The 12,829-nt window shown below is 71.2% G+C and carries 8 protein-coding genes; 2 read left to right on the plus strand and 6 right to left on the minus strand.

What is annotated here, in order from left to right; all coding sequences use genetic code 11:
• Together ABD378_RS42815 and ABD378_RS42820 are read left to right on the plus strand one after the other, a co-directional pair.
• Nucleotides 1-2,046 (plus strand): CDP-glycerol glycerophosphotransferase family protein (locus ABD378_RS42815; protein ID WP_344530729.1); only part of this gene is annotated, 2,046 nt, incomplete at its 5' end.
• Nucleotides 2,043-3,224 (plus strand): glycosyltransferase, encoded by a 1,182-nt coding sequence (locus ABD378_RS42820; RefSeq protein ID WP_344530731.1) that lies wholly within the window; start codon nt 2,043-2,045, stop codon nt 3,222-3,224. The genes ABD378_RS42815 and ABD378_RS42820, both read left to right, overlap by 4 nt.
• Before the next feature lie 126 nt (nt 3,225-3,350).
• Here ABD378_RS42820 and ABD378_RS42825 read toward each other — a convergent pair whose 3' ends face one another.
• The 6 genes from ABD378_RS42825 to ABD378_RS42850 form a co-directional block, all read right to left on the minus strand.
• Nucleotides 3,351-4,253, minus strand: a complete 903-nt coding sequence (locus ABD378_RS42825) for a class I SAM-dependent methyltransferase (protein ID WP_344530733.1) — start codon at nt 4,251-4,253, stop codon at nt 3,351-3,353.
• A 74-nt stretch (nt 4,254-4,327) separates the two neighbouring features.
• Nucleotides 4,328-6,577, minus strand: a complete 2,250-nt coding sequence (locus tag ABD378_RS42830) for a bifunctional glycosyltransferase/CDP-glycerol:glycerophosphate glycerophosphotransferase (RefSeq protein WP_344530735.1) — start codon at nt 6,575-6,577, stop codon at nt 4,328-4,330.
• A gap of 182 nt (nt 6,578-6,759) precedes the next feature.
• Nucleotides 6,760-7,641 carry a carbohydrate ABC transporter permease gene (locus tag ABD378_RS42835; RefSeq protein ID WP_344530737.1) on the minus strand — a complete coding sequence of 294 codons (882 nt, stop codon included), beginning with the start codon at nt 7,639-7,641 and terminating at the stop codon, nt 6,760-6,762.
• Entirely contained in the window at nt 7,638-8,987 is a 1,350-nt protein-coding gene (locus ABD378_RS42840) for a carbohydrate ABC transporter permease (protein ID WP_344530739.1), read from the minus strand. The genes ABD378_RS42835 and ABD378_RS42840 overlap by 4 nt, the downstream gene beginning before the upstream one ends.
• Before the next feature lie 4 nt (nt 8,988-8,991).
• Complete coding sequence (locus ABD378_RS42845; RefSeq protein ID WP_344530741.1) at nt 8,992-10,386, minus strand: ABC transporter substrate-binding protein; 1,395 nt, start codon at nt 10,384-10,386, stop codon at nt 8,992-8,994.
• Nucleotides 10,387-10,550: 164 nt separating this feature from the next.
• Nucleotides 10,551-12,829: FtsK/SpoIIIE domain-containing protein (locus ABD378_RS42850; protein ID WP_344530743.1), on the minus strand; the 2,279-nt coding region annotated here is incomplete at its 5' end.

Below are 12,829 nucleotides of genomic sequence, written 5' to 3' on the forward strand. Positions count from 1 at the left end.
GCCGCGCTCGCCCCGCACCTCGAAGGCCGCGTGCACGCGCGCGCCCTGGCCGCGCTCGACCAGATGGAGCGGGTGTGCGTGCGGCTGCTCGCGGAGGGCGACACGGACGGCGTGCTGGCCGCCGCGTACGCGCTGGGGCGGCCGGGGACCGTCGTCTCGGAGCTGACCGTGCGGGAGGGGAAGGTCTACTGGCGCGCGGACGGGCTCGACGACCCCCGCGTACGAGAAGTGCTCGACGTCAGTGAACTCGGCCACCAGCACCAGCAGTTGGGGGATGTGCGGCTACTGAACCGCCTCACCGGGTGCCGCATCGACGGCGGCAAGGCGGTCCTCGAAGGTCAGGTCGTGCTGCCCGGCGGACTCGTGCCCGAACGGCCGCCGCTCACCGCCTGGCTCGACGTGCGGGCGCGCGGCAAGGGGCGGCGCGCCTTCCGCGTACCCGTGGAGGAAGCGCACTACGACGGCGGCGCGGTGGTCTGGCGGGCCACGGTGGGCCTCACCGCAGGACTGCGGGACCTCGGCATCCGCGACCGCGCCTGGGAGCCACGGCTCCGACTCGCCGCGGGCGACCAGGAGGTGACCACCGAACTCGTCGCCGAGCAGGAGACCGTGGGGGCGGGTACGGGTACGGGAGCGGGTACGGGCCAGGGGCTCACCGTCACCGGCGCGAACAAGCTGGAGCTGCGGCTCGCGCCCCGCCACCGCGCGGCCCGCACCCTGCGCGCGGCCCTGCACTACGCCACGCACTTCCGACCCGCCCGGAGGCTGAGGCTCCGGCTACGCGCCCTGCGCAAGAGATGGGACAGGCTGAGCGCTCAGCCGTTCAAGGTGCGCGCCTACCGAAAGGTGCTGCGGCGGCTGCCCGTCAGCAAGGGCTCGGTGGTCTTCGAGAGCCACATGGGCAAGTGCTACGGCGACAGCCCGCGCGCCGTCCACCAGGAGATCCTCGACCGCGGGCTGCGGCTCCGCTGCACCTGGTCGTACGCCGCTTCGGCCGACGGGTTCCCCGACTCGGCACGCCTGGTGCGCCGTTGGTCCTGGCGGTATCTGTGGGCCCTTGGCCGCGCCGAGTTCTGGATCGACAACCAAGGCTTCCCGCACGCCTTGTCCAAGCCGCGCCACACCACGTATCTCCAGACCTGGCACGGCTCCGCGTACAAGCGGATGGGCTTCGACGAGGCGCGCCTGAAGACGCAGAACGCCCCGCAGCGCGCGCGGCTCCAGCAGGCCGTCGACCGCTTCGACCACTTCCTGGTGCGCTCCGAGCACGACGTGAACACCCTGGCGCGCGCCTACGGCATCCCCGAGGAGCGGCTGCTGCGCTGCGGCTACCCGCGCAACGACCGCCTGGTCGCCGCGCGCGCCAGGGACGAGGCGTCGGGCCGCTTCCCGCGACCGGCCGTCGCCGCCGACCTCGGCATTCCCGACCACAAGACGGTGGTGCTCTACGCGCCGACGTTCCGCGGCCTGCCCAAGAACAACAAGGCGGTGCGACTGCCCCTGGACGTACGCAAGTTCGCGGACCGCTTCGGTGACAGCCACGTCCTCCTCGTGCGCGCCCACTACATGGAGGCGGCGAGCCTCCCGGTGTCCCCGCCCGGCGCGGTCGGCTCCGTCATCGACGTATCCGCCCACCACGACGTCAGCGAGCTGCTCTGTCTCGCCGACGTCCTGGTGACCGACTACTCGTCGATCATGTTCGACTTCGCGCTCCTGGACCGGCCGTTGGTGCACTTCGCGCCGGACCTCGACGCGTACGCCGCCGAGCGGGGCAGCTACTTCGCGCTGCGGGACGACGCGGGCGGGCCCGTCGTGGAGACGGAGGATGAGCTGCTGCGCGTGCTCGCCACGCTGAAGGAGACGGACGGGGCGTGGGCCGAGGCCCGGCGGGCGTTCGCCGGGCGGTTCGGCTCGTACGACCAGGGGCGGGCCGCGGCCGGCGTGGTGGACGCGCTCTTCGGGGAGCGGTTCGGGAACACGGGGAACTCCGGGAACACGGTGAAGACGGAGAAGGCTGAGAAGACGGAGAAGAGGGACGGCGCATGACCACATCGCCCGCGACCACGACGCTCGCGACCGCGACGAAGAGCCGCGACCTCTTCCTCGTCGCGAACACCGTCGACGAACTCGGCGGCGTCACCGCCTGGGCCCACCAGATGGCCCGGCTCTTCCAGGGCAACGGCCACCGGGTGCACGTCGTCGGCGTCCACGAGGCCGAGCTGAAACTGGTGCTCCCCGACGACCTCGGCTACCCCGTGACCAGCCTCTACCGCGAGCATCCGCCCACCCCGCGCCCGGCGCGCGGCCTCGGCCGCCTCAACGTGGTGGCACGGCGCCGCGAGTCGGCACGGGTCGCCGCCAAGCGCCGCACCGTCGACCGGCTCTCGGAGCTCTTCCGTGCCGCACGCCCCGGCGCGGTCGCCATCGTCACGCAGGTCTGGCCGATGGAGTGGATCAGGGAGGCGGACACCGCGGGCCTGCGCATCATCGGCATGAGCCACGAGTCGTACGCCTACACCCGTGCCTGTCACCGCTACCGCGCGGTCAAGCGCAGCTACCCCTCCGTGGACCGCTGGCTCGCGCTCACCCAGGAGGACGCCGACGACTGGATCGCCGACGGCATGCACAACGTCGGCGCGATGCCCAACGCCCTCGCCCACCTCCCCGCGGTGCCCTCGCGACGCGACCGGAAGGTGGTCTGCAGCATCGGCAGGCTCGCCGACCAGAAGGGCGTCGACATGCTCGTCGACACCTGGGCGCTGGTGGCCCCGCAGCGCCCGGACTGGACGCTGCGGATCTACGGCGCGGGCGCGGACGAAGGCGCTCTCAAGCGGCAGTGCACGCGCCTTGGCCTGGATGGTTCGGTTCAGTGGCGGGGCCGCACCAGCGATGTGCCGGGGGTCCTTGCCGAGAGCTCCCTCTTCGTGCAGTCCTCGCGTGGCGAAGGCTTCCCGCTTGCCCTGATGGAGGCCATGGCCAGCGCGGTGCCGTGCGCGGCCTTCGACTGCGCACCCGGCGTACGCGAGATCGTGCGCCACGGCGAGGACGGCCTGCTCGCCCCCGCCGGCGACATCGAGGCCCTCGCCGACCGCCTCCTGCGCCTCACCGGCAACCCGCGGCTGCGGGACGCGATGGGGGAGCGGGCCCGGATGAACGTGCAGCGGTTCTCCGAGGCGCGGGTGCTTGAGCGCTGGGAGGCGCTGTTCGAGCTGCTTGAGCGGTAGCGCTCTGCTGGGGTGCTGTGATGAATCCGCGGGTGGGTGGGGGCTGGTCGCGCAGTTCCCCGCCCCTGGCGGGGCCGCCCCGGGGCGGCCCCGTCGGAGATCTCGAACGTCAGGACGTCAGGAACGTCAGGAGCGTCCCGAGCGTGCGAGCAGTGATGACAGCAGGCTCTTGGCCCGGCTCCCTGCTCCGGCAGGTTCAGGCGCCTGGCGAGTCTGTTCCGGGGGCGCCTCGCCCGCGTGCCGTGACACCGGCTGCTGCGGAGACTTCGCCTTCTTGCCGCTGATCCGGATCATCGGGAAGCCCGCGACCTCCTCGGCGCCGTGCCACATGTCGTCGCGCTCCTTCAGGAACGCGGCGAGATCGGCGTGGATCGCGTCGTAACTCCCCCACGTCCCATAGAACTTGGTGGCCGTGATGCACAGCGGCTTGAGCCCCGTGCTCGCCACGGCTCCCCAGGTCGCCGCGGCCACCCCCGGACAGTGCTCGGCCCGGAAGTCGTCGAGCACGACGATCCCGTCCTGCCCGAGAAGCTCCTGGGCCGCGGCGATGTCCGCGTGGACGTGCTCGTACAGATGCGAGGCGTCGATATGCACGAAACGGCAGCTGTCCGCCTCCACGTGCGCGGTGATCCCGGAGGACGGCTCCTGGACGATCTGCGGCAGACCGTCGTGGAAGGAGCGGTAGTTGGCCTCGAAGGCGCGGCGCGTGAGCGTGGAGTACGAGCGGCCCATCTCGGCGGAGTTGGCCTCGTCGGGGGCGGGCGAGTCGAAGAGGTCGCAGACCGTGAAGGTCTCGTCCGCGCGCAGGTACGCGCCCATGAAGATGGCGCTCTTGCCCAGATACGCACCGAGCTCAAGCAGGTCACCCCGCTCCGTCCGGTCGAGCTGCCGACTCAGGATCCAGTCGAAGAGCACCTGGTCGACCGGGTGGAACCACCCCTTCACATCGGAGAGCTGGCGCGGCCGCGGCAGCTGACCGGTGTCCTGGCCGGTCGCGGTCGCGGACGTGGTGGCTGAAGCGTTCTGCATATCTGGTCCCGGGGATGGGGGAAGGAGGACAGTGCGGCGGACGCGTGGTGCCGTCAGAAGCACGGTTCGTTCAGCTAGAAGCGCGGAGTGGGCCGCGAGACGTCGGCCCGCGGCAGCGGCTCGTCGGCCACCCCCGCGGCCGGCGCCGGGTGCCGGTCCGCCAGTGGCGCCACAGACGGTAGACCCCCGGCCTCACCGAGCACCACATGCCTCACAACTCGTTCAGCGGCCCGACCGTCGTCGTACACGCAGAAGCGGTCTCGGAACGCGGCGCGCAGCTGTGCCGAGCGCGAGCCGCGCCAGTGCCCGGTGGCGAAGATGTCGGTGAGTTCGTCCTCGCTCCGCGCGACCGCGCCCGGCGGAAAGTCGCGGATGTCGAAATAGGTGCCGCGGGCCGCCTCGTACGCCTCCCAGTCGTCGGCGTGCAGGACGACGGGGCGGTCGAGGTTGGCGTAGTCGAACATGAGCGACGAGTAGTCGGTGACCAGGGCGTCCGACGCGAGGCAGAGGGACTCCACGCTCGGGTGGTCCGACACGTCGATCAGGCGGCCCGACGAGGACGCCAGAGGCGCCCCGTACGAGTGATGGGCGCGGGTCAGGACGACGAAGCGGGGGCCGAGGTTGTGCAGCATCCGCTCCAGGTCGAGGGAGCGCAGCTGGGTGTGGCGGTAGTCGCGGTGGGTGGGCGCGTAGAGGATGGCGACCGCCCCCTCGGGGACGCCGAGGGCCTCGCGGAGCCTGGCCACGTCCGCGGAGCTCGCCCGCTGGTAGATGTCGTTGCGCGGATAGCCGTACTCGAGCGTCTTGAACGAGGCGGGGAACACGCGCTCCCACACCAGCGTCGAGTGCCGGTTCGCCGACAGGACGTAATCCCATTTGTCGGCATTGTCCAGGAGGGTGCCGAAGTCCGTGCCCCGCGCGGCGGCCGGGCGGTCCTGGAGGTCGAGGCCCATCAGCTTCAGGGGCGTGCCGTGCTGGGTCTGGATCATGACCTGGCCGGGGCGCTTGATGAGCCTGCGGTCGAAGTTCACGTTGTTCACGAGGTACTTGGAGCGGGCGAGTGCACTCCAGTACGCCGCCGTGCCGGGGCGGATCCTGCGGGTGGCCGTCGGCAGGGTGTGGTGGTGGGCCGGGTCCGCGATCCACGCGGTGCGGACGTGCGGGGCGTGCTCGCGCAGTGCGGCTTCCAGGGCGCCGGGGTTGCAGCCGTAGCCGCGCCCCCAGTACGAGGAGAAGACGGCGCGGTCGGCGCGCAGCGGCAGGCGCAGCTGGACGCGGTAGTGCAGCTGCAGCGCGGCGCCCTTGGCACGGTGCCGCGCGGTCGCCGCGTACCGCCTGGCCCTCGACCTCAGCCGCAGCGCCGTCCACAGGGTCCGGTACGTACGGTGCGTGCCGAGGCGTACCAGGCCGTGCCGCAGCCGGGCGCGGGCCCGCGGTCGGGCGCCGGGGACGCGGTAACGGCGGTAGTGGGTGCGGGCCTTGCGCAGGAACTCGGGGCGGCTGCCGCGCGGGAGGCGGTCCCGCTTGGTGAAGACCGTCGAGAAGTGGTCGATCATCCGCCGGAAGATGATGGGCCGCCAGGCCGCCGAGAGCTCCGGGTGCGTGTCCAGGAACGCGAAGAGCCGCTCGTACTGGTCGAAGATGTCGAAGTGCCGACGGGTGGTGGTGCGCAGGATGCTGCCCCGGCGGCGCTGCAGGTAGTGCACGCAGACCCGGTCGAGGGTGGCGATCGAGCCCGCCCTCATCAGGATCGGGAACGTCCAGGGAGTGTCTTCGTAGAGGCCCGGCGGGAAGGTGAACTCCTCGCGCTCGATGAAGTCGCGGCGGTAGGCCTTGTTCCAGGCGATCATCAGGAGCTTCAGCAGGTCCGGCCGGTCGCTCAGCCGGAAGGGAGCCTTGCCCTCCTCCTTGAGCAGGCCCGCGAGCTGGTTGCGGATCTCCTCGCCCGACCAGAACGTGCGCGCGTAGTCGTAGATCAGGACGTCCGGCTCGTCCGTCTCCTTGATGCGGTCGGAGATCGCGTGCAGGGAGTCCGGGGTGAGGGTGTCGTCGCTGTCGAGGAAGATGAGGTAGTCGCCGGCGGCGTGCTCCATGCCGGCGTTGCGGGCGCGGCCGAGGCCGACGTTCTCCTTGAGGTGGACGGCCTTCACGCGGGTGTCACGGGCCGCGCACTCGTCGATGAGGGCGCCGCACGCGTCGGGTGAGCAGTCGTCGACCACGATCAGTTCGAGGTCCGTGAACGATTGGCCGAGAACGGATTCGAGGCATGCGGGCAGATACGCCTGCACCTTGTACACGGGCACGATGACACTGAACCGGGGCAAGGCACATCCATGGGTCGGCGCGGGCATACTGCCCGGAAACGCCCAGGCGGCCGGGCGGGTTACGCCGTATGTGGCATACGGGGGATGGACGCGGGTGAGGCGGCCCCGCTGGTGGGCCGCCTCACTCGTCGAACGTATGCGCCTTTGTTGTTCGTGATCGACCACTTCACCGTGGTGATCGTCTACTTCACCGCGCCCGCCATCACGCCGGACACGAACTGCCGCTGGAACGCGAAGAACACGGCCAGCGGGATGACCATCGAGATGAACGCGCCGGGCGCCAGGATCTGCACGTTGTCGCCGAAGGACCGCACCTGCTGCTGGAGCGCGACCGTGATCGGCGGGCTCTCGGAGTCGGCGAAGATCAGCGCGATCAGCATGTCGTTCCAGACCCAGAGGAACTGGAAGATGCCGAGCGAGGCGATCGCGGGCGCGCCGAGCGGCATCACGACCCGGAAGAAGAGCCGCAGTTCACCGGCTCCGTCCAGGCGTGCGGCCTCCAGGAGTTCGCGCGGGATCTCCGCGAAGAAGTTCCGCAGGAGGAAGATCGCGAACGGCAGGCCGAAGGCCACATGGAAGATGACCACACCGATCGTCGTCTCGAAGATGCCGACCGCGCCGAAGATCTTCGACACCGGAAGCAGCGCCACCTGCACGGGCACCACCAGCAGCCCGACGACGCCGAGGAACCACCAGTCGCGTCCCGGGAACTCCATCCACGCGAAGGCGTATCCGGCGAGGGACCCGATGACCACGACGAGCAGCGTCGCCGGGACGGTGATCATGATGCTGGACAGGATCGAGTCGGTGATCGTCTCGTCCTTGAGGAGGTTCGTGTAGTTGTCCAGCGTCATCTGCGACGGCGTGCTGAGGACCTTCCACCAGCCGCTCTCCGCCATGTCGGACGAGGTGCGCAGCGAGCCGAGCAGCAGACCGATCGTCGGCACGAGCCAGAAGAGCGCGACGACGACGAGGAAGACGCGTACGGCGCTGCCGCTCAGGACGGACGCGATCCGCCCGCCGAGCGACTGCTTCGCCTTCACCACTTCGACCTGGGTGGTCATCGTCGCGCCTCCCGCCGAAGTCGCCGGACATTGAAGAGCATCACCGGGATCACGAGGAGGAAGAGCAGCACGGCGATCGCGCTCGCCACGCCCGAATCCTTGTCGAGGAACGCGGAGTTGTAGAGCTGGAGCGCCAGGACGTTCGCGTCGTCCTTGGAGGAGTTCGGCGGGATGATGAAGATCAGGTCGAAGATCTTCAGTACGTTGATCATGAGCGTGACCGCCACCACCGCGAGCACCGGCGCGAGGATCGGCACGGTGATCCTGCGGAACACCTGCCACTCGCTGGCGCCGTCCACGCGGGCGGCCTCCAGGAGTTCACGCGGCACGCTGGCCAGACCGGCCGCGATCAGGACCATCGCGAAGCCCACCCAGATCCACAGGTACGAGCCGATCACCGCGGGCGTGATGAGGGACGGGCCGAGCCAGTCCACGCCGTTGTACGGCTCGCGGAAGTTCGACGCGGGGAAGCGGAGCTGGGCCCCGTCGGCCTCCTTGGGAAGCGCGAAGGTGCCGTCGGCCGCGGCCTTGGCCGATGCCACCACCTTGCCGTTCTTGACGGCCTCGACCTTGATCCCGGCATAGCCGAACTCGGCCTTGTCCGGGGCGTTGACCTCGCCCCGGCCCTTGCCGCGTGTGAAGTCCTGCCAGGCCGTGCCGGAGACCTTGTCGGGGTCCGGCTTCGCGGCCGCGGCGGACTTGGCGTCGTCCGGCATGTTGTCCGGCGCGACACCGGTCAGCGGCAGGGCCACCGGAGTGCCCGCGCTCACCGCATCGCGTGTGACGAAGGCGCCACCGCCCGCCGGCTTCAGCGGTGACCGCGTACTGGGATGCGCCTGTGGGAAGGCGGATGACGTGGCGAAGGTGTCGTGCGCGGTGACGAAGACGGCGTTGGCCACACCCCGGTCGGGGTCCGACTCGTACACGAGCCGGAAGATGATGCCGGCCGCGAGCATCGATATCGCCATCGGCATGAAGATGACCAGCTTGAACGCCGTTCCCCAGCGGATCCGTTCGGTGAGCACGGCGAAGATCAGGCCGAGCCCGGTCGCGAGGGTCGGTGCGACCACGATCCAGATCGCGTTGTTCTTCACCGCGGTGAGGATGGTGTCGTCCGTGAACAGCGTCTTGTAGTTGCCGAGCGCCGTGAAGTCGCCCGACTTGTCGAAGAAGCTGCGGAAGACCGAGTACCCGATGGGGTAGAGGACGAGCGCGCCGAGCAGCACCAGGGCGGGCGCCAGGAAGAGCACCGCCACGGATTTGCGCGTTCCGGTCACGCTCTTGCGCGGTTTCGGGGCCGGGGGCAGCGCCGCACTCGGCGCGCCCCCGGCGTTCGCGGACGCCACCGCGTCAGTCCTTGTAGGCCTTGGCGGCGGCCGTCTCCAGCGCCTTCTGCGTGCCCTCGACGTCCTTCGGGTTCTTCAGGAAGTCCTGCAGTGCCTTCCACTCACCCTTGCCGGGCGTGCCGCCGAAGGCCTGCGGGGCCTGGTCGGACATGTCGAAGCGGATGTCGTCGCCCGCCGCGATCAGCGCCTTGGCGATGGAGCGCTGCACGTCGTTCGGGTACGCGGCAAGATCGAGGTTCTTGTTCGGCGAGACGAAGCCGCCCGCCTCCGCCCAGACCTTGGCGGAGTCCGGCGACGCGAGGAAGGTGAGCAGCGCCTGGGCGCCCTTGCTGTCCTTCAGCGCCACGGCGGCGTCACCGCCCACGACCGCGGGGGACTCGCTGCCGACCGCCGGGAACGGGAACACCTTGGCGTCCGTGCCGATCTTGGCCTTCGTCTCCGAGATGGGCAGCGAGACCATGTCGCCCTCGAAGACCATGCCCGCCTTGGGCTGGTCGCCGCCGGTGAAGGTCTGCTTGACCGACACCGGGAACTCGGTCTGCAGCGCGCCGTCGGCGCCGCCCGCGACGAAGCCCTTCTTACCGAAGAGCTCACCGAGCGTGGTCAGCGCCTCCTTCACGGAGGGGTCCGTCCACTTGATCTCGTGCTCGGCGAGGTCGTCGTACTTCTCCGGGCCCGCCTGCGAGAGGTAGATGTTCTCGAACCAGTCGGTGAGGGTCCAGCCGTCGGCGCCCGCGACCGAGATCGGCGGTACACCGGAGTCGTACACGGTCTGGGCCGTCTTGATGAAGTCGTCCCAGGTCTTGGGTGCCTTGGTGCCCGCGTTGTCGAAGACCTGGGTGTTGTACCAGACCAGGGACTTGTTGGCGGCCTTGAAGTACACGCCGTACTGCTTGTCGTCGACGGCCCCGAGGTCCTGCCAGCCCTTCCCGTAGTTCTTGTCGAGCTGCTTCTGCGCCTCGGGCCCGACCGGCTTGGCCCACTTGTTCTCCACGGCCTGCTCGATCGCGCCGACCTGCGGAAGCATCGCGACGTCCGGCGGCTGACCGCCCGCGACCTTCGACTCCAGGAAGCTGATGATGGGGTCCTGGGCCGGTACGAACGTGACCTTGGCCCCGGTCCGCTTCTCGAACTCGTCGAGAACCTTGAGGAAGACCTTGCGCTCCGAGCCGCCCCATACGGCGGCCACGGAGACGGTCTGCCCGTCCAGCTTGGGCAGTTGGACCGCGGCGCCGCTCTCCTTGCCGCCGCCCTTGTCGCCGCTGTCCTTGTCGTCACTGTCGTCCCCGCCGCATGCGGTGACGGTGAGCGCGAGCGCGCCCGCGACGACGGCCGCGGCGAATTTGACTGTGGTACGCCGGTGTTGCGGTGCCTTGCGTGATCGAAGACTGCTGCGCATCACTGCCCCGTTTCTCTGCCCTGGCGAGTCCCGTGCGGCCTGTCTACGCCCGCCTGGGGAGAGGCGGCAATAGCGCAAACAGTGTCAACCAGGCGATCGTGATGGCGTTGTGACGTGCCGTCATGAGCTGCGGGCGTCCTCGTCGGCAACGGCGCGGTGCGGGTTCACAGCAGGGACGGCACCTGATCCGCGGAGACGGACCGGGCGGCCCGCTCCAACGCGCTGGCGAGGAGGGCCAAGTCCGTGGGCCCATTGCCGAGTTCGCGAACGGGCCGCCGTGCCGGAGGATCCCCCATCCGCTCCCACTCCAAGGGGACGACGGTGGGCCGCAACGTAGACGTACGAGGAATCCGTCCGGTGACCCGCCCCGCCTGGAAGGGGCTCACCCGCCCCTCGGCGGTACGAAGCTCACCCCTCCCGGGGGCGGGCTCCTCCGGCCCCGGCGAGACGGCGTCCAGGGTGATGCGCAGGGCGGCCCGCTTCCCCAGCTCCGTCTCGGGAGTGCGCTCACTGCGGCTGGCGGTCGCCACCAAATGCACGCCCAGCCGCTCCCCGTCCCGGGCCACCGCTTCGAGCGCCCGCACGACAGACCCCGCGGCAGGCCGCCCCGGCGACCCCAGGGCGGGCGAAAGCAGTGCGTCGAAGTCGTCGACGAGCACGACGAGCCGAGGCAACGGCGGCCCCGGCTCGGCTCCCTTGCGGGCGGCGGCGGGGCGCAGCCGCATCGTGGAACTCGGCGGCGGGTCGAGATCGTCCCCAAGGCTCACGACAGCCCCGCGGCCCCCGCCGCCCCCGCCGTTCGTCCCGCTGCCCACGCCACCCCCGCCGCTCACGCCGGCCCGAGGCGCCTGTGTGTGCCACTCGGCGAACCCGAGGCGTCCGAGCAGCTCGGCCCGCCGCTTCAGCTCGGCGGTCAGCGACTGGGCGAACTCCCTCATCCGGACAGGGTCGTTGGCGGCGAGATGCGTGGTGACATGCGGCAGGTCCGTACAGACCGCGAGTCCCTCGACAAGGCGTACGTTCCCGCCGTTCGTCCCGCTGCCGCCGCTCCCCGTGGTGTCGCGCCCGTCGATCAGGACCATGCCGAGGCGGTCCGGCCGCTCCGCCGAGGCCAGCGAGGCGGCGACGGACCGCAGCAGCTCCGTACGACCGCTCCCCGAAGGGCCCTCGGCCAGCAGATGCGGGCCCTCGGCGGCGAGATCCACGACCACGGGCCCGCGCGGGCCCGCCCCGAGCACCGTCCAGGCCCGCCCGCCCAACGCCTCCGGATCGTCGGCGGCAGCGGCCCACCGCGCCATCAGGGACGCGGGAGTGGCGCGCGCGAGCCCCAACTCGTCCAGGAGCCGCGCCATTTGGGGCAGGGGCGCGGAGACGCGCGTGTGCCCGTCGCCGGGCGCCCCGTCCGTACGGAACGGCGCGAGCGCCCGCGCGAACCGCTCGGCCCAGGCCTGCGAGACCCCGTCCACCGCGGCGAACGCGCCGTGCCCCGCGGGGTGTCCGTCCACGGTGCGCAGCAGCCGCAGCGCCGTGGCCACGTCGCCGCTGAGCAGCGCGACGGCACCGCAGGCGCGGAAGGCGGGCGACACGGAGCAGGCGGCTTCGTACGTGGCGGACACCGGGGAGGCGGGGGACGCGGCGGGGGTCTCCGCCAGGCAGACGACATGGATCCCGGCTGCGGCCCCTTCCCGCGCAAGGCGCACCACGGCTTCGCGCAGTCCGGCGGACCCGGGATCGCCGTCCACCACGACGACGGTGCGGGGCCCGGCGTCCAGAGTGCTTTCGGCTCCGCTTCCGCAGCCGCTTCCGGTCTCGGTGGCCGACGCCCTGTCCGCCGCGCGATCCTCGAGGCGCCGCAGCAGCTCTCCCGTGCGCGCGGCGGCCTGCTCGCGGTCGTAGGCGAGGAGGAGTCGGCAGTCCTGGCCGTGCGTGGGCCGCAGATGCGGGAGCCAGCCGAGCCAGGACCACTCGGCGGCGCGCTCCGGGGTGGGCCGTGCGCGGTCCGTGCTGAGCAGCACTATCTCCAGGGCGTCCGGGGAGTGCAGCGCCGCGAGCTGGGCGACGACGCCACGGGCGAGCCCGGTGAGCCGCTCGCGTGGACCCGCGAGGCCGAGCGCGCCCACCTCCCGCAGGCTGACCGTCACGGGGACCGCGGGCAGCAGGCCGCGCTCGTCCGGGGCCGTGCGGTCGACCGTGCCGAGCCGGACCGCGAGCGCCTCGGGGTGGCCGGGACCGCGCTCCCAGAGCCGGGGGCCAGGACCGAGCGCCGTGAGCAGCAGGGCCGCGGGATCGGGCCAGGACTCCGGGGTCCGCGCGGCGGCGGCCACCGCGAGGTCCTCGGGGGTGGGAACCGCCGGTTGCGGGGACGCGGCGTCGCTCCCCGTGCCGTACACATCCGCTTCGTCGCCGGCCTGTCCGTGCTCGTCGTCACGGGCGCCCGTGAGCC

Origin of the sequence: Streptomyces rectiviolaceus, from assembly GCF_039533825.1 — a bacterium.
Taxonomy (GTDB): domain Bacteria; phylum Actinomycetota; class Actinomycetes; order Streptomycetales; family Streptomycetaceae; genus Streptomyces; species Streptomyces rectiviolaceus.

What these genes read in the sequence shown, in the direction of transcription:
- ABD378_RS42835 (WP_344530737.1), bottom strand. Translation starts at nt 7,641, where the DNA reads ATGACCACCCAGGTCGAAGTGGTGAAGGCGAAGCAGTCGCTCGGCGGG.
- ABD378_RS42845 (WP_344530741.1), bottom strand. Translation starts at nt 10,386, where the DNA reads ATGCGCAGCAGTCTTCGATCACGCAAGGCACCGCAACACCGGCGTACC.
- ABD378_RS42820 (WP_344530731.1), top strand. Translation starts at nt 2,043, where the DNA reads ATGACCACATCGCCCGCGACCACGACGCTCGCGACCGCGACGAAGAGC.
- ABD378_RS42825 (WP_344530733.1), bottom strand. Translation starts at nt 4,253, where the DNA reads ATGCAGAACGCTTCAGCCACCACGTCCGCGACCGCGACCGGCCAGGAC.